Genomic DNA, 20915 nt, shown 5'->3' with positions numbered 1-20915 from the left:
TACTATGAAATTTCAAAAGCTAACAGCAGTTGCTAGAACAGTTGGTTGCTTAATATTATTTTCAGGTTTTCCCTTGGGTTTAAAAGCCGTCTGTGCTGAAGCCCAATTAGTTATTTCTCCACAATCTATACTATCAGGTAAGCAGCAATCTGCAACCAATATTTGCCCTGCTCAATTGCCAGAAGCGATCGATGCGATCGTCGATCGACCCGAATACCAACGCCTTCATTGGGGCATCTTGATTCAAACTCTATCACCTCCGCGCACCCTTTACAGCCGGAACGCGCAGCAATATTTTACTCCCGCTTCCAACGCCAAGCTGTTCACCACTGCTGCTGCTTTACTGCAATTGGGATCTGACTTTCGCATCCGCACTTCCGTTTATGGCAAAGATGGCATTGTGCGCTTAGTCGGACGTGGCGATCCCAGTTTAACAGATGCACAATTACGCGACTTGGCGCAACAGTTACGCCGTCAAGGAATTCGCCAAATTCAGCAGTTAATTGTCCAAGATGGTTATTTTCAAGCATTATCTCTAAACCCGACTTGGGAATGGGAAGATCTTTATGCAGATTATGGCGCACCTGTCAATAGTTTAATTTTGAATCAAAATGTAGTGAAATTACAGCTTTCACCCCAAGAAATAGGTCAACCTGTAAAAATTACTTGGAATGATCCTTTTGCAGTTGGGCAATGGCAAATTGAAAATCAAACATTAACAGTGGCGAGTGGAACAAAGAGTGATTTTGAAGTTAACGGTATTTTAGGAAAATCAAGCTTACAAATTCGCGGACAAATGGCGATCGACTCCCCACCCGAAGAATTATCTATACCTGTCAGAGATCCGGGCGAGCAAATTTTACAGCATTTTAAATTAGCCTTAAATCAAGAGGGAATTTCTGTAGCTGAATCTCAAATAATAAACAATGCAGAAAAAACCAATGAACCAGAATTAGCTTTTGTAGAATCTCCCCCATTATTACAATTAATCGCTGACACCAATCAACCCAGTAATAATCTTTATGCTGAGGTTTTGTTAAGAACTTTAGGAGTAAGAAATTCAACAATCCTAAATCAAGACACTGTTACTTTGGGATTAAATATAATTAAAACCACCTTAGCAAATTTAGGAGTCGATCGCGAAAGTTTTATCTTAGTAGATGGTTCTGGGTTATCTCGGCGTAACTTAGTCAGTCCTACATCTTTAGTGCAAACTTTACAAGCAATTTCCCAGTCACCCCAAGCAGAAACTTTCCGCACTTCTTTACCAGTAGCTGGAGTGAGTGGCACTTTACAAAATCGATTTAAAAATACTCCAGCATTGGGAATTGTTTATGCAAAAACAGGTACTTTAACAGGAGTAGTTACATTATCTGGATATGTTGATGCACCGAATTATGAAAGATTAGTTTTTAGTATTATGGTCAATAAATCAAATCAATCTGCTCAAGTTATTCGGCAATCAATTGATGAAATCGTGTTGCTATTAACTGGGTTAAGTCGGTGTAAATAAAAGCTACTTTTGGCGATTGGGAACTGGGAGCTAGGGACTGGGATTTCTTATGGACTAAGCATTTTGCTAATTAAGTTTACTTATCACCCTGAGTAAGGGAGAGTTCGGATTATTTAGACAAATACTTGAACTAGGAACATATTTCCACAAGCTACAACAGCCAATTTTTTCCATTCTAGTGGGTAAGTTTATCAATGAAAAGTTACCTGATTTTTTAACTAATATTGATGGTATTGTTATTTGGCGATCGACCAAATATCTTGACAATTCTTTACCGAAAACTTTCAGGAATATCTATTAAACCAAAGGTATTATTGAAGTATTCTTTTTAATAAAAAATATGAGCTTCTCAGTATTTAACGAATCTTTTTACCTCGCCCATAATCCTGATGTTCAAACAGCTGTCAAAGCCGGATTTTTCGCCTCTGGTCTTGAACATTTCCAAAAACTTGGTTTAGCAGAAGGGCGGGTTTCCGTCTCACCGTTCTACAACGAACAGTACTATTTACGCAAAAATTCAGATGTTGCCACAGAAGTTGCCCTCAAGACATATCATTCTGGTTTAGAACAGTTTATTTTAGCTGGTGAAGCAGAAGGAAAGGTTTCGGTTTCACCTTTCTATGACGAACGGTTCTACTTACAAAAAAATTCAGATGTAGCGACAGCAGTTACCTCTGGAAACTTCCGTTCTGGATTACAACACTTTTTTGCCGCAGGTGAAGCAGAAAATCGAGTTTTCATCTCACCTTTCTATGACGAACAGTACTATTTGCAAAAAAATCCAGATGTAGAAACGGCAGTTGCTTCGGGAATTTTGCGTTCTGGTTTACAACACTTTATCTTAGCTGGTGAAACCGAAGGTCGGCAAGCTAGTTTACTATTTGATGAACAATTTTATTTGCGGAAAAATCCCGATGTAGCAGCGCAGGTAGCAAATGGTAGATTTAGTTCTGCTTTAGACCATTACTTACAAGTAGGAAAGTTAATATATCTTTCGGGAACCAATTTTAACGAATTTGGTTATATTGGGCTATCTACTCTTCAAAAAGTCAATCCAGATGTAGAAGCATCGGTAAAAGCCGGGTATTTTGGTTCGGCTTTAGAACATTACATTCAATATGGACAATTTGAAGGTCGAAGAGCTATTTTTAATGGCACGAAAGGCAACGATACTGTTACTGGTTTCGGTCAAGTAGATGCAATTTATGGAGTAGATGCAAATATTTTTCAAGAAGCATATGCTGGTTCTCTCACTGGAGGTCAAGCCTTATATTTTGGCTCTGGGATTAACGAAGTTGATGTCCTTGTTGGTGGTAATGGACAAGATACTTTTGTTTTGGGGCAAACATTTATTAGCAGAGTTGGTTATTATGGTTACCCATTTTATCGAGGAAATGGAGATGCTGATTATGCCAGAATTAAAGATTACGAAATTGGCAAAGATGAAATTGTGTTAGCTGGGGCAGCAAGTAATTATGATTTTGTTCAGTCTGGCGATAGTTTGAATATAATTCTCAGTCGTTTTGGTTATGAGAATCAACCATTAACTACTCCTGATTTAATTGCTCAAGTTGAGGGAGTAACTTCTGTAAGTCAAATTGAGAGTAAGTTACGATTTGCGGGGGGATATATATAGCGTTTCTCGATCTGATGAGGTACGGCTTTAAGAGCTAAATTGCTGATTAATCAAGGGTTTTACTGTACCTCACTTGAGTAGGAATCGCTATAGTAAGTTGAGCTTAAATATTTATTAACCCAATCTAGAGATGGGAAAAAGACTAATTTAGGTGCAAAATGACAGCAGCGATCGCCATCTTTGTTACCAGTAAACTTAGCCAATTTTTTCCATTCTAGTGGGTAAGTTTATCAATGAAAAGTTACCTGATTTTTCAACTAATATTGACAGTACTATTCTTTGACGATCGACCAAATATCTTGACAATTCTTTACCGAAAACTTTCAGGAATATCTATTAAACCAAAGGTATTATTGAAGTATTCTATTTAATAAAAAAATATGAGCTTCTCAGTATTTAACGAATCTTTTTACCTCGCCCATAATCCTGATGTTCAAACAGCTGTCAAAGCCGGATTTTTCGCCTCTGGTCTTGAACATTTCCAAAAATTTGGTTTGGCAGAAGGGCGGGTTTCTGTCTCACCTTTCTACAACGAACAGTACTATTTACAGAAAAATCCTGATGTAACCAGAGCCGTTACTTCTGGGACATTTCGTTCTGGATTACAACACTTTATCTTAGCTGGTGAAACTGAAGGTCGGCGAGCTAGTTTGTTGTTTGATGAACAATTTTATTTGCGGAAAAATCCCGATGTGGCAGCAGCAGTAACATCGGGCAATCTTAGTTCTGGTTTAACTCATTACTTACAATTTGGACAATCGGAAAATCGCTCTGGAACCAGTTTTAACGAATTTCTTTATAGTGGGGTAACTAGGCCAACTTCTGCATTTCCATTCAATTTAGAAAAAGCCAATCCAGATGTAGAAGCAGCGGTAAAAGCTGGTTTATTTGGTTCGACTTTAGAACATTACATTAAATACGGACAATTTGAGAACAGAGAAGGTGTTACTTTTAATGGCACAACAGGCAACGATACTGTTGTTGCTTTTGGACCACTAGACACTATTTGTGGAGTAGACGTATATATTGGGCGAGTACAATATGGAGGTGAACCTTTGTATTTTGGCAATGGAGTTAACGAAGTTGATGTTCTTTTTGGTGGTAATGGACAAGACACTTTTGTTTTAGGAGGGACGAGTAAAGTGGGAATGGGTTTTAAGCCAGCGCCATTTTATCAAGGAAATGGAGATGCTGATTATGCCTGGATTAGAAATTATGAAATCGGCAAAGATGAAATTGTCTTAGCTGGGGGAGCAAGTAATTATGATTTTGTTCAATCTGGCGATAGTTTGAATATATTCTTTAGAGATAAAACCCCTGATTTAATTGCTAAGGTTGAGGGAGTAATATCTGTGAATGAAATTCAATAGAATTTGCAATTTACCGGGTGAGAGTCGTTTCTTTGAAGTTGAAAAATAGTAGGTTAGGCTAAACATTTATTAACCTTAACCTACAGATGGGAAGAAAGCTAAGTTATCATCAAAATGACAGCAACGATCGAAATCCGTGCTTCACTAAAACTTAGCCAATTTGCTCCATTTTTGCCACTGTAATTTGGTCTTTCCCCCAAGAAAAGTTGGTGTACCACTTTTCAAATTCGAGGACAAACAGGTTATTTAGACATCCCAATTAAATAGAGAATTTTATCATTAAAGTGGAGGTGTTGCAATTCATCTGGAGGCGGAACTAGAGGCGGACTTTCGATAATCACAGGAATAATTTCTGGGGGATTTAGTCCATCTTTTCCTTGTCGTTCTAGAGCATATAACACTTCTTTGAGTACCCACTTTGACTCTTTTGCAGCTGTAGACCAAAACAAGAGAAATAGGTCACATTCATTAATATGACGATAGAGTTCTTTTTCCCAACGATCGCCAGGTTCTAAATTTAGCACATCCTGAAAAATTTCAATTCCCGTCACAGCAAGTCCTTGTACTCGTTTTAGGACTTCTTGACGGTCTTTAGAAGAATAAGAAACGAATGCTTTTTTATAAATTCGTGCTACTTCTCCGACAGGTTGAAGTTGGCTGGAATTAGCAGAATTAGAAGTAGCGATCGACAGCTTAAATTTTAAATGACCAAGGGGAACACTGTTTTGGCTAACTGTAACAGTACCAATAACAGTCTTCTGAGTCAAATCGGCAGGAACCGTTACTCCAAATTGCACTGAATTAGCTTTTCCATTCCAAATTAACTGTTGAATAGGTTCATCAACTTCTAGTTTGGGAATGGAGAGAGAAAAAGTAAGTTCCGTTCCCCTTTCAATGGGAATTCCTAAACTTCTCACTCCTAGCTTTTTACTCTCTGAATCAGATTGTTCCGCCTGTTGTTGGACAATTTCCACTTCCTCCGGGAGATGGACAAATACTTGAACTAGGAACATATTTCCACAAGCTACAACAGGAGGACTAAAAACACTACAATCTACTAAGTCTTTGTTAGTAACTGCAACTTGTTTAGAAGATTCTTGAACTCGGTAAGTTTGTTCGAGTTGCTCTTTCAACTGAGCAGTATCGTAACCTGTGTTTTCTTGTCTCTCAACAGGAGAAAAGCCTCTAGCTGTATCGATATCTACACCCCGCGTCCAGCCTCTTGTTGCTACATCCGACTTAGGTTGAGAAGGTGGTAGAACTACTCCCCTAGTTGCACCACTCACTACAGAGAAGTCTAATTCTGAGTCTGTTGGAGAAATTATTTCATCATAAATGACTTCTGCTGAGTTCTTTAAACTTTCTATCTGCTCTTCCCAAGATGTCATAGAGGAATAATCAAGCACTTGAGAACAAAATTCTGGGAATTGAGAAGTAGCTAATTCATCTGGACTGAAGTTAATCGCAATAACCTTGTTTTGTGCTGCTATTTGTTCTAGTTCCCATCTTCTCTGAGAAACAGAATCAAGGTAAGCAGAAGTAACTAATATTACAACCACATCGGCGGAACGAATCTGCGATTTAAAGTCCTCTTTTTGAATGTTTCCTTCATGATAACAGTAAGTAGTAATAGACTCCCACTGAAACGATGTTAACTGCCTGAGAAATTCATCAAGTAAAGCTTGGTCTGGAGATGTATAAGAGATGAAGATATTAGCTCTCATAGTATTTGCTCCTTTTGCATAGTTCTTCAGCTTATTTTGTTAATTTAACTTTAAGTTTAAAAATAGTAGGTTAGGCTAAACATTTATTAACCTTAACCTACAGATGGGAAGAAAGCTAAGTTATCATCAAAATGACAGCAACGGTCGAAATCCGTGCTTCACTGAAACTTCGCCAATTTGTTCCATTTTTGCCACTGTAATTTGATTTCTTCCCCAAGAAAAGTTGGTGTACCATTTTTCAAATTCGAGTAGCATTGATTCAGCGAAACAGGCAAATAATTGGCGTGCTGGTACGTCCATGTTGACGATGCTCATGATTTTCCAATCAATATCGAGGGAATGTTCCACGATACCGCCATTGAGGACGTAGACACCGGGATGTTGAATTTTTGTGCCTAAGTTTTTGGGATAGCCGCCATCGATTAGCAAGCAGGGTTGTTTTAAGACTGTCGGATCGATTTCCACGCCTTTGGGCATACTGGCAACCCAAACTACAATATCAGCTAAAGGTAGAGCTTCTTCTAATCCCAGGATTTTGCCGCGACCGAGTTCTGCTTGTAGAGAGTTTAACCGATCGCGATCGCGAGCAATTAACAACAATTCTGCTACATCAGTTCGCGCATTTAGCCAACGGCAAATTGCACTACCAATATCACCAGTTGCACCACAAATTGCTATTGTCGCCTTTGAGAGTTCAATACCCAATTTTTGCGAGGCTTGCTCTATTTGCCGACAAATAATGTAAGCTGTGTGAGTATTGCCTGTAGTAAAGCGATCGAATTCTAATTTGATATTGCGAACTTGAGTGATTTGACTAAGATTGAAATTTTCAAAAATAATCGAAGAGAAACCACCTAAAGCAGTAATATTAATCCCATGTTTTTGAGCATGAGCCATTGCATTCACAATTTTGCGGGTTGCTGCTTTAATTCTTCTATTTGCCAACATTTCTGGTAAAAAGCAAGATTCCACATATTGACCTTGAATCTTTTGACCTGTAATGCTGGTGACTGTAATTTTATCGACAATCTGAGGTGGTGCAGAACACCAGAAATCTAAGCCTTGATCGGCATATTCCGGGTAGCCCAAATCTCTTGCTACTAATTGGGCGTGTTCTAAACTGGTAAGGTGACCGATGAGACCAAACATGAATTGTTTTAAGTACTGATATTTAGGCTGAGATAGAGGTTAAAAAGAAATACAGTTATTCGCAGTTAAAAAATCGCACACAAAACTGCCGATTAGAATATTTATTGGCTAATCGGCATTAGTATCGATTTTGCCTGCTTTTCCTATCAGCATGGGTTTTTGGAAGCTTTTAGGATATTTGATGACATGGATTAAGCAGCTTTTAGTCCATAAGCTGACATCCGCATAATATCGCGAGTGGTGAAACCAATATTACTTAAAGCTTCGCCATAAGCGATCATGAAATCTTCAACTAAAGCATCTTTTTCCATTGCTAAAACACGGGCATCATCTGCAACTTGATTGAGCATTTGCCAAACTATGGGTAAGTTTTGTTTATTTGCTTCTTCTAATTCGGCTCTTGCTGCTTCAAAATTTGCTTTGAGCCACTCTTCACCAAAATTGAGGTGTGAATATTCGTCTTTGACGACTCCTTCGGTGATTTTGCGGGCAAAGTCGTCAGCTACGGGGATGTAGATGTTGTATGCAGCGATCGCAAAACACTCGATAATTAGAGATTGAATCAGCAAACAAGTAACTACTTTGCCTTCGGCGAGTGCATCTTGAAAATTTTGATGCAGTTGAGCGAAGAACTCACGGGCAAAGTCCATATCCGGTGTCACTTCGAGATTCCGACCACAAGCCTCAAAACCTTTCTTGTGGCGACTTTCCATTTTGGAAAGACGAATTAACTCTTCCCCGTGATCCGGTAGCAGTTCAGCCAGTTGAATGTAGTTTTCGTAGGCTTCTTGTTCGCCCTCAATCACGATCGCATTAATGCGGCTGTAAGCGTCTTTGTATTCGTCGCTGTGGAAGTTTAGTTCTTGTTCTAATTTTGGACTGGCTTCAAGCTGCGGCATAAGTAACTTGTCTCCTCAACTTCATTTGGTAGATATTGGTCGAGTGAAAATCGACAGCGGGCTGAGACTTAGGGCAAGAAAAGCTACCCTGCATTATTAGATACAATTTACCAGAATCACCAGAAATCACTGATTTTTCTCGCCAATTCATCTCTTTCGACTTACTCTATCATTAACTGTAATCAGCCAGACTGATATCTAGCCTGAGCATGATCACTGGAGTTAATACCTAGTCTGTTATTGTAGGCAACTATTCACTTATTTGCTCAATGTTCAGAAAATCGATACCTCTAAGGAGTTTCTATACTTATTTCACTTATGAATCAACCTCAGTCTCAGCCAAACACTACACCCATTTTCGTTAACTCGATCCTGACCTGGTTAAATCCAGTGTTGTTGGTTTTTGGTGCGATCGTCGTCTTAATGCCATTGCTAGTGGTTTTTTTCACCTCCTTTGCTCCTCCCGGAACTCTTTTTAGTAGCACTATGCCAGCTAATCTAACTTTTGAGAACTACCTAGAAGCTTGGCATCGGGGTAATTTTCTGCTGGCGTTTGCTAATTCCACTTTGGTTGCTTTGGCGGTAACAGCGTTTCAGGTTGTCACCTCGGCTTTGGCTGGTTACGCTTTAGCTAGATTGCGATTTCGTGGTCGTCAGGCTTTGTTGCTAATTATTTTGGCTACTTTAGTTATTCCCTTTCAGTTATTAGTAATTCCTATATTTTTGGTACTCAAATGGGGACACCTGATAAACACTTACTGGGCGCTAATTTTACCTACAGCCGCTAACGGTTTTGGCATCTTCTTAATGCGTCAATATTTCCTAACTGTACCTTTGGAATTGGAAGAAGCCGCTGCTATAGATGGCGCAAATCGATTACAAATTCTCTGGCAAATCATGATTCCTTTATCCCGTCCGGCTTTGGTAACTCTGTTTTTATTCACTTTTATTGGGGAGTGGAATGATTTGTTTAAACCGTTAGTTTTTACTACTCGACCAGAACTGAAAACAGTACAATTGGCTTTGTCAGAGTTTCAAGAACTATTTACGAATAATTGGCCTTTGTTAATGGCTTCTGTGGTCATTGCTACTATACCAGTTGTACTACTGTTTCTAGTAGGACAAAAGCAGTTTATTCGGGGTATTGCTACTACTGGGATTAAGAATTAGGGACAAGAGTCCCCTTGTCCTCTCTCTCTGCCTAACTAAGAATTCGCAGGCGAACAACTTGCTGACCTTCGTCGTCTAAGGGGACTTCGATGATTTCGCCGGAGAGACGTTCTATGCAGGAGAGGAGCGATCGCAAATGTGGTGTACTCGCGCCTGTGTCTACATAAAGTCGATCGGCTAAAGTCCCTAAACGTTTCCAAGTGGTGAAAAATTTAGCGATCGTTTGTTCTAACTGCGCCGCTTGTTTTACTAACTCGGAAGTAGTATTTAAACAATCAATTCGTAACGCATCTTCTAATGCTAATTCAACATCAACTGATGATTGATTAATTGCTTGTACTTGAGCCGCAGCATGGAGATATTTGGCTAAATTTCTTGCATCAGAAGTTACTTGTTTTAGTTTATCTACTGTTGGTTCTTCGGCAACTTCTTCTTGTAAAAAATTTACATGAGATTCGGGTAATTTGCCTAATTCTTTCACTAAAGGTGTTAAATACCGGGAAGGAAGGGTACGATCGGCAACTTTGGCTTTCACTTCTTCTGGTAGGAGATCGGAACTCATAGCTGTCCATTCATCAGTTAATTGACGAACTTCGCGCCTGGTGATGCGATCGCCTTTTTGTGCTGCTTCTGTCACCATTTGTTGTACTTCTGGAGCAGATTTAGCTGTTTCCACAAAAGCACGTTTACTGAAGTTTCTAATAGCATTGGGATCGAGTCTTCCTTCTTCTAGTAAAGTATCGGCGCTATTGGCTAATTCAATTAAAGAATATGCTTGACTTTTGCTAATTTCCCGATCTTTAAGCCAATTTAAAAAGCCGCTACCCCTGCCATCGCCGCGTTTCTTTTCTCGATCGCGGATCGCTCTTAAAATCCGTCCTCGCCAAATTTCCGTTAGCAGATCGAAGCGATCGCAAACTTGCCAAGCAGTATCTAACTGTTCTTGAAATTGATCTTCGGGAATCTCTTCATCTTCAGGATCTGGCAATTGAAAGTCGATATCACTGATACCTTCTAAGGCAGATGCGAGGTCTTCTTGGGACAGAGGATATTCAGGCATGGAAAGCGCGATCTTTAAGTCACAGAAGGATCATTATTGCACGATCGGTCCAGAGATGCAGCGAACTACTGAAGATTTTCCCATTTTGTCATCCACAAAAATTTCCCAGGCTGTAAACTTTTGACAAGTAAAATTAGTTACTCTAATATAAGTGACTCGCCTGCTAAAGTAATCCCTCTATCTATGGACGTTCCCAACCCAGAACACGCAATTTACTGCCAGCCTTTAATTGTATCTCCCAGCACACCCTTATTAGAAATGCTGTTATTGATGAATCAAATTCGAGGTAGAAGCTATGCTTTAGGTAATCAAACGGAAGATAACTACAAAAATTCCCTTTTACCCAACATTTATCTGTCCTCTGATTTAGCAGATTACGAAGTAAATAGTTGCGTTTTAGTACTAGAAGAAGATTATATCAAAGGTATAGTTACCGAAAGAGATATCGTAAAATTAGTGGCAACAGGACAAAAGTTAACTGTACCTGTTTCTGCAATTATGACACAAGAAGTAATTACTTTATCTTTATCTCAATTTAAAGATGTTTTTGTGGCTTTAAATTTATTCCATCGACACCAAATTCGCCATTTACCGATTGTAAATGAGCAGGACAAACTAATTGGTATCGTCACCCCAGGAACTATTCGTCGGAGCTTACAACCTACTAGTTTATTAGCGATGCGCCGAGTAAGTGATGTAATGACAAAACAAGTAATTCATGCTGCTGCTAACACTTGCGTTTTGGATTTAGCAAGATTAATGAATCAGCATCAAGTAAGTTGTATTGTGATTACCTCCCAGCTAAATTCTCAACAATTCATTCCTTTGGGGATAGTCACGGAAAGAGACATTGTACAAATGCAGATTTTGGGTTTAGATTTAGCACAGGTGTCAGCGGAAACTGTGATGAGTCAACCTTTATTTTGTTTGTCTCCAGAAGATTCTTTATGGTTAGCACATAAAGAAATGCAGCAACGATTTATCCGCCATTTAGTAGTAGTTGGTAAAGCAGGTGAACTTTTAGGAATTGTAACTCAAAGTAACATTTTGCGATCGCTCGATTCGATCGAACTATGCAACGTTGTCGAAACATTACAGCAAGTAGTAGAACAGCAAACAACTGAGCTAGTTCGAGCTAATCAACAACTACAACAACAAACAGAAGAAGTATATCGTACCCTAGAAAAAGAACAAGAACTCAATCAGCTTAAATCACAATTTATTTCAATGGTTTTTCACGAATTTCGCAATCCCCTAAGTGCGATTCTCATGTCAGTTCAAAGTATCCAAATTCATGGTTCTAGACTTTCCGAAGCCAGAAAAGATAAATTTATAGAACAAATTCAAAATTCGGCTCAACAAATGCTCAGATTGATAGAAGATCTTTTAGTAATAGACAAAACCGAGCCAGGAAAAGTTCAAGCTAATCCGGTGCCAATCAATTTACCATATTTTTGCCAACACTTATTAGAAGAATTACAATTCTCTGATGAAAATCGGCATCAATTCAGCTTTATTTATCATGGTAAACAAGAATTCGTTAATTTTGACCAACAATGGTTACGCTATATCCTCGCAAATTTATTGTATAATGCTCTTAAATATTCTCCTCAAGGAAGCACTGTAAAATTATTACTGTCTATTGATACAACAGAGGTAACTTTTCAAGTAGTCGATCGGGGAATTGGCATTCATTCAGAAGATCAATTAAATATGTTTAAACCGTTTTATCGGGGGAAAAATGTTAATAGCATTACGGGTTCAGGTTTGGGACTAGCTATTGTCAAAAATTATGTAGAACTCCTTAAAGGTCAAATAAGTTTCACTAGCGAAATTGGAGTAGGGACAACTTTTAAGCTGTTCCGCATTTAAATTGGATTGTTTGGAAACAGAAGAAAATTCGTCTAATTCTCTCCCCTGCCCCCCTGCCCCCCTGCTCCCCTGCAATCTTAATAAGTGATTTAAATGCGTGACAGCTTATTGTAACCTTGCCATTAAATAATTGAAAAAATCTGAATGTTTTTAGATTTAAGTAATAGAATATGAATTAGTTACATAGAGGTAAATATGGCAATTTTTACTGATATCGGCACATTGATTGTTAGTACTCCCGAAATTTGCGGAGGTCGTCCCAGAATTGCCGGACATCGCATTACCGTTGAACTGATTGCAGTTGAACACAAAGCAGGAATAACTCCAGAAGAAATCGTCAAAGAAAGACCGCAGTTAACATTAGCACAAGTTCACGCAGCGTTAGCTTACTACTATGCTAATCAAGCAGAAATTGATGCGAGTATAGCAGCAGAAGAGGCTGAATGGGAACGTTTGAAAGCTGAAGATAAAGCAGGTAAATTATAGTGAGTCAGATCAGCTTGTATTTAGACGAAGATACTCAAGAACAATCTCTAATTTTAGCTTTGCGAAATTCTGGTATAGATGTGTTGACTACCTCAGAAGCTAATAATATTAGTTGTACTGATGAAGAACAACTAATTTGGGCAACTGAAAAAGGTCGTGTTATCTACAGTTGCAATCGCAGAGATTTTAGTCAGTTGCATAGTATGTTTCTAGCACAAGAGAGGAATCACGCTGGGATTATTCTTGTACAGCAACAGCGATATTCAGTTGGCGAACAGTTGCGAGGAATTCAAGGATTAATTGCTACTAAATCAGCAGAAGAAATGATTAATCAATTAGTGTTTTTGGGTGCTTATATTCGTACCGAATAATAAACCTTTATTTTACACTCGCAAAATTAGTATTGTGCCAGAACTCTAAAATCGCTTCATTGACAATTTCTGGACAACTTACAGAAGGATCGTGACCGCAATTTGGTAAAATTTTTAATTGAGAACCAGGTAAATGCCGTTGCAATTTTTTTCCGTTACTAACATCAAACCATTGGTCTTGTTCTCCCCACAAAATTAAAGTTGGACAATTAATTTTGGGTAAGTTTTCTTGAATGTTACCGATCAGATTTGGTTCTTTGTTTAGTAGGCGATCGATCTCCCTAGCTGCTTTTTGCAGTTCTTCAGCGTATTTGGTAAGGGCATTGGTAAAATTGATATAGGGGTAAGCAATCCAGTAAACATCTTCAGAAGTGATTGATTCTGGATTTACTACTACTTCTCGTCGTTCGATTTCAATAATTCGTTGCACCAATGGCGCACAGAGTTTTAGCAGTCGCAAATTATCTACAGTTCGCACTAAATCTATTGGCAAATAAGATAGTAATCTCATAGCGCGATTTGGCAATCTTTCTGGGAAAATTGGGACGTTGATTACGATTAAGCGATCGAACAATCCAGGATATAAACTAGCTGCACCCAACGTTACCAACGCACCTAAAGAAATGGCTACAACTATAGCAGGTCGATCGCATAAAGCTTCTACAATGCGCTTCATTTCAATGATTTGATGTCCCACTTGTTCCGCATATAATGGTTTATCAGAAAAACCATGACCTTTAGCATCAAAACAAATGACTCGAAAGTGTTGTGAAAGTTTATCAATATTGTGTCGCCAACCAAAACTCCAACTACCAATTCCATGCACTAAAAACAAAGGTTTACCTGTACCTTTTTCCCCATAAGCAATTTGCACCGGATAACCACTAGCGTCAATAATTGTGACAGTTTGCCGACCATTTGGAAATGTCACTTCCCACCAATCTTGCATTTTTCACTCCTCACTCTTGAATTATTCAGGTTATCTGTTACCTGTAACTAGACTGAACAAAAAACTAATTAGCAAAACGCTAATAGTACCGACAATTGCCACGAACAAAATTAACCCAATGAGTAACAGAAACAAAAACCATTTATCTGCTTTTTTGGTTGATTGGGGTAATTGTAAATGCTCTTCTAACAAATCGACATTTTTGGCATTAGCTTTCCAAGCAACATCAAATAAATCTCCGGCTACTGGTACGCTTCCGACAAAAGTATCAAAGAGAATGTTAGAAAACATTTTAATTAAAATTTCTTTTGGTAATCCCAATTTAGCTGACTCCCAGATGATGTAAGCAGCAAAGAATGCTGAGAGAGTATCACCTCCACCAGGGATTAATCCTAAGAGTGGATCGATACCAAAGCGAAATTTTGTTCCGGGAATGGGAATGGCATTGTCTAATACATGACTAATCCTCCGCAGACGCTTGAGGGTCGATGCTTTACGTTCAGATTGTGAGATCATAGCGGTAGTAAAATAAGAAGAGGTTAACTTTTATAAGTTTTGCTGGGGCAAAATCCAGTATATTTAAAGCTAAATGGGTGTTTGGTCTTTGAATATAAGCAGCTGCTAATAGTTTAGAAATTTAAAGATATGAGTCAAGATGTTAGTCAGTGGATAGCGGAAATTCAGGCTTTGCGGGAACAGGTAGCGCAAGCACAACGCGATCGCGATACGGCTTTAGAAACTGCTACCAAATGGAGCGAGCTTTACAACACCGAAGCCGAACAACGTCGCAAGGAAGCTAAACTATCACAGGAGATGATAGAGGCACTAAAAGCAGAAATCCAGCAACTAAAGGCAGGTATTTCTCTAAAAACCGACGATACTCTTGATGTAACGGCTATTTCTCAAGAGGTAGAAGAGTTGCAAACTGTAACCCAATTGCAGCAGAAACTTATTGAAGTGACGATCGAACGCGAACAATTAATTAAAGCCTTAAAAACCGAACAAGAAAACCACATCAACACTCGCCAAAGTCTGACTACCGCTTTAAGCGATATGGTAGACCTCCTCACCAAACATTCTGGTAGCGACTCTGGGGAAACTACACCAAAACCTAAGAGCGAGGAGAAGCAACCGGAACCTGCGAAATTGCCCGAAGCAACCAAACCACCCGTACAATTACCAATTCCAGCTAAAAGCCCATCACTTCAGCTACCGCCGACGCGTCCGGCTCCACCCCGTTCTTAAATTGGTTTTCACAGTGTTTAATAGCTGTATCTGGGTCTTTTAGTCCATTTCCGGTGAGTACGCAAACTACTGTTGCACCGCTAGGAATTTGGTCTTGAACTTTCAGCATTCCGGCAACCGAAGCAGCACTGGCAGGTTCGCAAAAAATCCCTTCTTCGGAAGCAAGTAACCGATAAGCTGCCAAAATTTCTTCATCGGTGACGGCGTTGAATGCTCCCAAGCTGGCTTGTTGTGCGGCAATGGCTTTTTCCCAACTCGCCGGGTTGCCAATGCGAATGGCTGTGGCTATGGTTTCGGGATGGGTAACTGGTTTACCTGTGACGATCGGTGCGGCTCCCGCTGCTTGAAATCCCATCATTTTGGGTAAGCGATCGCATTTCCCCTCTTGATGGTATTGACAAAAACCCATCCAATATGCAGTAATATTTCCCGCATTACCAACCGGGATACACAACCAATCAGGCGCATTACCCAAAGCATCGACGACTTCAAAAGCACCTGTTTTTTGCCCTTCCAAGCGATAAGGGTTGACAGAGTTAACCAAAGTTACGGGGTAGCTTTGAGCCATATCCCGGACAATTTTCAGCGCATCGTCAAAATTTCCTTTAATTGCCAACACTTCTGCGCCATAGAGTAAAGCTTGGGCTAGTTTACCCAAAGCCACGTAACCATCAGGAATCAACACAAACGCCCGCATTCCACCCCGTCGCGCATAAGCAGCAGCAGCAGCGGAGGTGTTACCCGTGCTGGCACAGATGACGGCTTTCGCGCCAGCTTCTTTGGCTTTCGAGATTGCCAAAGTCATGCCTCGGTCTTTAAAACTTCCTGTAGGATTAAGTCCGTCATACTTTACGAAAACCCGGACTTGTCTACCGATGCGAGAAGCGATCGTCGGAACTGGAATCAACGGTGTATTGCCTTCCAACAAAGTCACTACAGGAGTGTCTGAAGTCACTGGCAAATAAGGACGATAAGCTTCGATAAGACCAGGCCAGCTGTTTAATTTAGAGTCAGCAAGAGAAAGACTAGCAATCACAGGTAAAACAAAACTCCGAAATATACCCTCAGTTTACCCTTTAAGGTTCCTTCATGAGCAGGGGAAGTAAAACTTTTAAAACCAGCCACTCCCTACCGTTGGTTCTAATAACCAAGTAAGCATTTCTGGGAAACGTTTTTGCCAAGCAGTTTCGTGGTGAATATCACCTTCAGCAAGTACAAAACATAATTCCTGTTCGGTATAACCTAAGTTCTGCAAATGTTGATAAAAATACTCGTTAATAGGGACAAAATCTAGTTCAGTTCCATAATAGTTGTATTGTTCGGCGCTACCAACGTGCAAGAGAATTTTTGACCAAAAGCGAGTATGTCTATCCCAATAACGAAACATGAAATCTCCACCAAACATTAAAGCGGGAGAAATACCGCCAATGCGTCCAAAAAGTTGCGGGTATGTTTTGCCGATATACAAAGCAAATAATCCCCCCATACTTGAGCCTAAAACTGCTGTATTCTGAGGGTCTGTGAGAGTGCGATATTGGCGATCGATATAAGGTTTTAAACTATTTACTAAAAACTCTGATGTTAAATGTCCCCTTCCATCTTGCCAAGGAGAGTATTCTTCCATGCGGTTTGGTAAGTGATCGATCCCAACAATAATCCAAGGCTGGATAGTCCCTTGAGAGACTAAATCTTCTAGGGCAACATTGGCACACCAAGTATCATAAACTGCCGATTCCGGGTGAGAAAAGATGTTCTGCCCATCAAACATATAAAGTACCGGAAACCGTTTGTGAGGTTGTTCGTGGTAAGCGTCGGGAGTAAAGATGCGAAGGGTGCGATTTGTTTGTTCGGGGAATGAGTAAAAGTTGCGGATAATTTGAATTTCGCCCATTGTTCTTAATAGTTGGGTACTTTTGTATGATAAGAGTTATTTTTTGTTTGTAAATAGCGATCGCACTCTTTCCTCTTCTAGCAGTGAGAAGCGATCGTTCTTACTGCTAAATTTATTTTTAATGAAGTTTTACAGGCAGTTTGGCGATCGATAAAAATTCACTAACTTTAACTGCCTGCATCCAACTTCAATTAAGTTTATCCACCTTAAACTAATCTATGACCGCAATTAGAACAGAACTTAGAATTTAGTGGATTTTTATGACCGCATTGAGTACAAAAAATATGTGTACGAAGTGGAGGATTTCCACCGTCGTTAATTGTAGGTGGTTGTACAGAAGTTGAGTTATCAGAATTAGAATTTCCAGTATTATCTTGCACTGGAATTTCAGAAAACAAATTTCTCTCCTGAATTACATCCTGAATTACTTTCAACTCTCGTTTGTAATTCAAACTATCTGTTCCTCCTTCTTTTTCTAACTCTACTTCTCGCTGCTTCAAATACTCTAATAACTGTTGATACAAAGTTCGTTTTTGCTGTTCATTTTCTGCTTCGCTTAGTTTAGCTATTACCTGACGTTCGATTTCTTCTTTATCAGGACGACAAGCTAAAACTTGTAGCACTTGTACTGTTTCTTCCCAACTAGAAGCTAAGTCTATATTTTCGGTTCCTGTGACAGTTTTCCGCGTATAACGAACGACTTTCTCTTTAGTTAAGCGATTTTCTTCTAAGCGTAAAACTTTCAAGGCGCGTGCTTTCACAACTAACTGAAAAATTTGGGGACTTTCGGGAAAAATATCCCAGAAAGGTGGTTCTTTTTGAATGTGAACGGGAATCGGAGGGTCTTTACTTTCGCCTTTTAATTGTGCGCGTTTTGCTTGAATTGATTGCCCTTTCCAATCTTGATATGATTGCTGTAATTCTGGCATTCCTTCGATGCAACGGAGGGAAAAACCACCAATTTCTTGCACGAATACAATGCGGTGACGTTCTGCTTCTCCTAAAGGTGTAATGCCATCGTTACTACCTACTCGTTCGCGTAATATGGGAATCAATTTTTGAGCAGCTGGATCTTCACTATTGCGCCCACCAATAATTGCTACTTTACTATTAATTGCGGGGGTAAAACCTGCGTCTTGACGTTTTAGAACTGCCTCGGAAAGTAAAATTAATGGTTTCGATTTTCCATAAGCAATTCCAATGCGGTTACGGATTTCTAATTCGTCGTTGTTGTACACTTTATAAAGTCGATCGCACGCTGCTAACTCTCGCTTCAACCGACTGCTTCCGGGTGCATTAATCATTACCGATTTAGTTTCTTCAGCAATGATTTCTTTAAAATCATTATCTTGCACGTCAGCTAAGTTCGGTAAGTCAAATAATTGCATTACTTCATCAGCAGTACGATTTTTTTTCCACAGTGGACTTGCGTCTGATAAAACTTCTTTGGAAAGGTTACTGCAAATTCCATCCATTCCTAATTCATAGCGAGTTTTACTACCTTCTGAAGCACCCGCCATTTGCTCGATCGCATCTTGGTAAAGTTGATTTAATTCCTCTCGATTATAAAGTTTAATTCCGTTAATTATCAAAGCATCAGCACTACTAGCTTGTTGGTCTGCTTTTTGTTGAAATTCATCTCGTAATTGCCGTAATTTCTGATTGAGTCGCGCTAAACGGCGATTCAATTCATCTAAATGTTCTTCCATTCTGGCAATTACTTCTATCCCTAAAGCTCTAGCTTTGCGCTGAATTGTTGCTACTAAAGTTCCCTCCAATCCTGTTAGCGCTGAGTCACAACGCTTCTCCATATCTGCTTGCTTAGTAATCGCAAATTTGTCTTTAAATTGAGCAATATCTTGCAAGGATATTTCGTATTGTGTTTGGCGATTCTTTTCGTTTGGTTGCCAAACTTTCTCTATTTCTCGACGAAACTTTTCTGTAGCACTAATAAAGTATTGGCGTACTGTTGTAACAAAAGCATCAGCAAATTTTGGCCCACGATTGCGGTCTTCAATGATGCGATAAAACTCTGCTTCTAAGGATTTACGACCTTGTTGAATAATGCGATCGCGGTTATCATACATCTTTTGCAAAAAGTCGCCATGCAATCTTGCATCAGGACTTAATTCTCGTAGATGATTATCTCGATATTCATTGACTTTCGGTTGCAAATAATCCAAGAATTGCAGAATTTTTCCCCGTTCTGCACTGATTACATTTACTCCTTCTTGGGTACATTTTAATTTATTATCAGTAGCAATTTCGTTGCGAATGCTATTAACCCATTCGCTAATTACTGCTAGGTAAGATCGATCGCCTGCTGAGGACAAATCTGCTATCAATTCTGCATCTGTTAACCGCATTCTTTTGAGAATATCAGTTTCCACTAACTTGGTCATATCTGGTGGTAAAGGCACAGATTCATTCAACCACCAACCGATAAAATCAGTAGCAAGACGATTAGATAAGGAAGTCCGAATTTGAGCAATCGGAATTTCTACGCTGGATAATCCAAAGCTCATAAAATTCTTGGGATAACCCCTTCCACCTGGGTCTGCTTGTGCCCAAGCGCCTTTAATATTATCACGAATTGAACGTTTGTGAGGCGCAAAATCCGAAGTTAAATCTAGGAATATATTTTGCGCGATCATCTCTCGAATTTGGTCTAAACTAAATTCGCTTTCCCCGTTTTTTGTTCCTACTAAATAAGTAAAATCAAAAGGTGCAGATTGGTTGCGAATTTCATCAGTTAATTGACTGCTATATTGAGCAACATATTCCGTTCTATAATCGGAAAAATAGCTCAATTCCATCATAGCTGCATAGCCATTTGCTAAGACGCGATCGCCTACATTTATCCCAGTAAAAGCTGTTGGCATCGGTACAATTGCTGTTACCATTGGACTTCCCTGACCTCGCAACCAATGGCGTACAGCATAGCCAATATCTATCAGCATTCCGCTGCCAGTTCCCCCAGAAAGCGAACCAACTAAAAACACATTCAAAGCATTTGAATCAACTTTAATGCCATGTTTATCGCGCATCAAAGTTTCTTTACCTTTGACGTTATCACAAGTTTCTTTAAACTTTTGTTGAATCTTGTGATAATTACAGAAAAAGGCAAACCTTCCATAAGCACGAATTTGTCCTGCACCAGCTTCAATAGCATTAATATTGCGTTCTAATTCTGTAGGAAACCAACTTTTAATCCAGGGAAAATTGTCCATATCGGACATCATTCTTTTTACTTCATTTCCCGATACACTAGCCCAGAATTTTTCACTATCTTTAAAAGCAGAACCAGCTGCGCCTGGATTGGTAACTTTATATCCCTTATCGGTATCTATGATTAAAAAACTAATAATGGGAAAATTTTCTAAACTGCCATAAGTTTCTTCGACCAATCTTCGCACTCTTGATAACACTTCTTGTCCTGTTCCACCCACACCTATCAATACAGTAGGAACCATGCTTTTTTCTTCTACTGCCATAACTTTTTCTCCTAATTAATTATCACTTTTTACTTAAGAAATTGAGGTTTTCCTATTTTGTTTCCCAGTGCAACTTGGAAATTAGA

The 20915-nt window shown here is 39.3% G+C and carries 17 protein-coding genes; 8 read left to right on the top strand and 9 right to left on the bottom strand.

From position 1 onward, the window contains the following. The first annotated feature begins 4 nt into the window (after nucleotides 1–4). The 3 genes from dacB to ACE1CA_RS10770 all read left to right on the top strand — a co-directional run bounded on the left by dacB (nucleotide 5) and on the right by ACE1CA_RS10770 (nucleotide 4519). Entirely contained in the window at nucleotides 5–1513 is a 1509-nt protein-coding gene (gene dacB, locus ACE1CA_RS10780) for a D-alanyl-D-alanine carboxypeptidase/D-alanyl-D-alanine endopeptidase (protein WP_413280266.1), read from the top strand. A gap of 340 nt (nucleotides 1514–1853) precedes the next feature. Beyond that, on the top strand, nucleotides 1854–3149 hold the full coding sequence (locus ACE1CA_RS10775; RefSeq protein WP_413280265.1) for a hypothetical protein: 1296 nt from the start codon (nucleotides 1854–1856) through the stop codon (nucleotides 3147–3149). 380 nt (nucleotides 3150–3529) lie between these two features. After that, complete coding sequence (locus ACE1CA_RS10770; RefSeq protein WP_413280264.1) at nucleotides 3530–4519, top strand: hypothetical protein; 990 nt, start codon at nucleotides 3530–3532, stop codon at nucleotides 4517–4519. Between the two features lie 242 nt (nucleotides 4520–4761). Here ACE1CA_RS10770 and ACE1CA_RS10765 read toward each other — a convergent pair whose 3' ends face one another. The 3 genes from ACE1CA_RS10765 to ACE1CA_RS10755 all read right to left on the bottom strand — a co-directional run bounded on the left by ACE1CA_RS10765 (nucleotide 4762) and on the right by ACE1CA_RS10755 (nucleotide 8291). After that, the gene (locus ACE1CA_RS10765; RefSeq protein WP_413280263.1) at nucleotides 4762–6243 is read right to left on the bottom strand and encodes a toll/interleukin-1 receptor domain-containing protein; all 1482 of its coding nucleotides are present in this window, start codon (nucleotides 6241–6243) and stop codon (nucleotides 4762–4764) included. A 126-nt stretch (nucleotides 6244–6369) separates the two neighbouring features. Then, complete coding sequence (locus ACE1CA_RS10760; RefSeq protein WP_413280262.1) at nucleotides 6370–7392, bottom strand: long-chain acyl-[acyl-carrier-protein] reductase; 1023 nt, start codon at nucleotides 7390–7392, stop codon at nucleotides 6370–6372. Between the two features lie 191 nt (nucleotides 7393–7583). Continuing rightward, complete coding sequence (locus ACE1CA_RS10755) at nucleotides 7584–8291, bottom strand: aldehyde oxygenase (deformylating) (protein ID WP_413280261.1); 708 nt, start codon at nucleotides 8289–8291, stop codon at nucleotides 7584–7586. A gap of 423 nt (nucleotides 8292–8714) precedes the next feature. Between ACE1CA_RS10755 and ACE1CA_RS10750 the strand changes: the two genes are divergently transcribed. Next, nucleotides 8715–9461, top strand: a complete 747-nt coding sequence (locus tag ACE1CA_RS10750) for a carbohydrate ABC transporter permease (RefSeq protein ID WP_413280318.1) — start codon at nucleotides 8715–8717, stop codon at nucleotides 9459–9461. A gap of 31 nt (nucleotides 9462–9492) precedes the next feature. On the opposite strand, the gene ACE1CA_RS10745 is transcribed toward ACE1CA_RS10750, so the two are convergent. Continuing rightward, the gene (locus ACE1CA_RS10745; protein ID WP_413280260.1) at nucleotides 9493–10521 is read right to left on the bottom strand and encodes a hypothetical protein; all 1029 of its coding nucleotides are present in this window, start codon (nucleotides 10519–10521) and stop codon (nucleotides 9493–9495) included. Between the two features lie 183 nt (nucleotides 10522–10704). Here ACE1CA_RS10745 and ACE1CA_RS10740 point away from each other — a divergent pair, with 183 nt between their 5' ends. The 3 genes from ACE1CA_RS10740 to ACE1CA_RS10730 all read left to right on the top strand — a co-directional run bounded on the left by ACE1CA_RS10740 (nucleotide 10705) and on the right by ACE1CA_RS10730 (nucleotide 13250). Then, nucleotides 10705–12393, top strand: coding sequence for a CBS domain-containing protein (locus ACE1CA_RS10740; RefSeq protein WP_413280259.1), 1689 nt, complete (start codon nucleotides 10705–10707; stop codon nucleotides 12391–12393). 195 nt (nucleotides 12394–12588) lie between these two features. Further along, nucleotides 12589–12879, top strand: a complete 291-nt coding sequence (locus ACE1CA_RS10735) for a DUF433 domain-containing protein (protein ID WP_413280258.1) — start codon at nucleotides 12589–12591, stop codon at nucleotides 12877–12879. Then, the gene (locus tag ACE1CA_RS10730) at nucleotides 12879–13250 is read left to right on the top strand and encodes a DUF5615 family PIN-like protein (RefSeq protein WP_413280257.1); all 372 of its coding nucleotides are present in this window, start codon (nucleotides 12879–12881) and stop codon (nucleotides 13248–13250) included. Before ACE1CA_RS10735 ends, ACE1CA_RS10730 begins: the two co-directional genes overlap by 1 nt. Before the next feature lie 7 nt (nucleotides 13251–13257). Here the strand turns inward: ACE1CA_RS10730 and ACE1CA_RS10725 are convergent, their stop codons facing one another. Both ACE1CA_RS10725 and ACE1CA_RS10720 read right to left on the bottom strand, forming a co-directional pair. Next, a complete protein-coding gene (locus ACE1CA_RS10725) occupies nucleotides 13258–14199 on the bottom strand; it encodes an alpha/beta fold hydrolase (RefSeq protein ID WP_413280256.1) in 942 nt (313 codons plus the stop codon). Between the two features lie 30 nt (nucleotides 14200–14229). Continuing rightward, complete coding sequence (locus ACE1CA_RS10720; RefSeq protein WP_413280255.1) at nucleotides 14230–14715, bottom strand: DUF4112 domain-containing protein; 486 nt, start codon at nucleotides 14713–14715, stop codon at nucleotides 14230–14232. 129 nt (nucleotides 14716–14844) lie between these two features. On the opposite strand from ACE1CA_RS10720, the gene ACE1CA_RS10715 reads away from it, so the two are divergent. Next, complete coding sequence (locus ACE1CA_RS10715; protein ID WP_413280254.1) at nucleotides 14845–15444, top strand: hypothetical protein; 600 nt, start codon at nucleotides 14845–14847, stop codon at nucleotides 15442–15444. Here ACE1CA_RS10715 and thrC read toward each other — a convergent pair. From thrC to ACE1CA_RS10700, 3 genes are all read right to left on the bottom strand, one after another. Continuing rightward, entirely contained in the window at nucleotides 15389–16480 is a 1092-nt protein-coding gene (thrC, locus tag ACE1CA_RS10710; protein ID WP_413280253.1) for a threonine synthase, read from the bottom strand. The two genes, ACE1CA_RS10715 and thrC, sit on opposite strands and share 56 nt — an antisense overlap. 75 nt (nucleotides 16481–16555) lie before the next feature. Continuing rightward, the gene (locus tag ACE1CA_RS10705) at nucleotides 16556–17335 is read right to left on the bottom strand and encodes an alpha/beta hydrolase (RefSeq protein WP_413280252.1); all 780 of its coding nucleotides are present in this window, start codon (nucleotides 17333–17335) and stop codon (nucleotides 16556–16558) included. Nucleotides 17336–17541: 206 nt separating this feature from the next. Then, on the bottom strand, nucleotides 17542–20829 hold the full coding sequence (locus tag ACE1CA_RS10700) for a tubulin-like doman-containing protein (protein ID WP_413280251.1): 3288 nt from the start codon (nucleotides 20827–20829) through the stop codon (nucleotides 17542–17544). Nucleotides 20830–20915 lie beyond the last annotated feature (86 nt).

This window comes from Floridaenema evergladense BLCC-F167, from assembly GCF_041929205.2.
GTDB classification, from domain to species: domain Bacteria; phylum Cyanobacteriota; class Cyanobacteriia; order Cyanobacteriales; family Aerosakkonemataceae; genus Floridanema; species Floridanema evergladense.
This window is presented reverse-complemented; position numbering and strand designations above follow the sequence as displayed.

What these genes read in the sequence shown, in the direction of transcription:
- dacB (WP_413280266.1), top strand. Translation starts at nt 5, where the DNA reads ATGAAATTTCAAAAGCTAACAGCAGTTGCTAGAACAGTTGGTTGCTTA.
- ACE1CA_RS10775 (WP_413280265.1), top strand. Translation starts at nt 1,854, where the DNA reads ATGAGCTTCTCAGTATTTAACGAATCTTTTTACCTCGCCCATAATCCT.
- ACE1CA_RS10770 (WP_413280264.1), top strand. Translation starts at nt 3,530, where the DNA reads ATGAGCTTCTCAGTATTTAACGAATCTTTTTACCTCGCCCATAATCCT.
- ACE1CA_RS10765 (WP_413280263.1), bottom strand. Translation starts at nt 6,243, where the DNA reads ATGAGAGCTAATATCTTCATCTCTTATACATCTCCAGACCAAGCTTTA.
- ACE1CA_RS10760 (WP_413280262.1), bottom strand. Translation starts at nt 7,392, where the DNA reads ATGTTTGGTCTCATCGGTCACCTTACCAGTTTAGAACACGCCCAATTA.
- ACE1CA_RS10755 (WP_413280261.1), bottom strand. Translation starts at nt 8,291, where the DNA reads ATGCCGCAGCTTGAAGCCAGTCCAAAATTAGAACAAGAACTAAACTTC.
- ACE1CA_RS10750 (WP_413280318.1), top strand. Translation starts at nt 8,715, where the DNA reads ATGCCATTGCTAGTGGTTTTTTTCACCTCCTTTGCTCCTCCCGGAACT.
- ACE1CA_RS10745 (WP_413280260.1), bottom strand. Translation starts at nt 10,521, where the DNA reads ATGCCTGAATATCCTCTGTCCCAAGAAGACCTCGCATCTGCCTTAGAA.
- ACE1CA_RS10740 (WP_413280259.1), top strand. Translation starts at nt 10,705, where the DNA reads ATGGACGTTCCCAACCCAGAACACGCAATTTACTGCCAGCCTTTAATT.
- ACE1CA_RS10735 (WP_413280258.1), top strand. Translation starts at nt 12,589, where the DNA reads ATGGCAATTTTTACTGATATCGGCACATTGATTGTTAGTACTCCCGAA.
- ACE1CA_RS10725 (WP_413280256.1), bottom strand. Translation starts at nt 14,199, where the DNA reads ATGCAAGATTGGTGGGAAGTGACATTTCCAAATGGTCGGCAAACTGTC.
- ACE1CA_RS10720 (WP_413280255.1), bottom strand. Translation starts at nt 14,715, where the DNA reads ATGATCTCACAATCTGAACGTAAAGCATCGACCCTCAAGCGTCTGCGG.
- ACE1CA_RS10715 (WP_413280254.1), top strand. Translation starts at nt 14,845, where the DNA reads ATGAGTCAAGATGTTAGTCAGTGGATAGCGGAAATTCAGGCTTTGCGG.
- ACE1CA_RS10705 (WP_413280252.1), bottom strand. Translation starts at nt 17,335, where the DNA reads ATGGGCGAAATTCAAATTATCCGCAACTTTTACTCATTCCCCGAACAA.
- ACE1CA_RS10700 (WP_413280251.1), bottom strand. Translation starts at nt 20,829, where the DNA reads ATGGCAGTAGAAGAAAAAAGCATGGTTCCTACTGTATTGATAGGTGTG.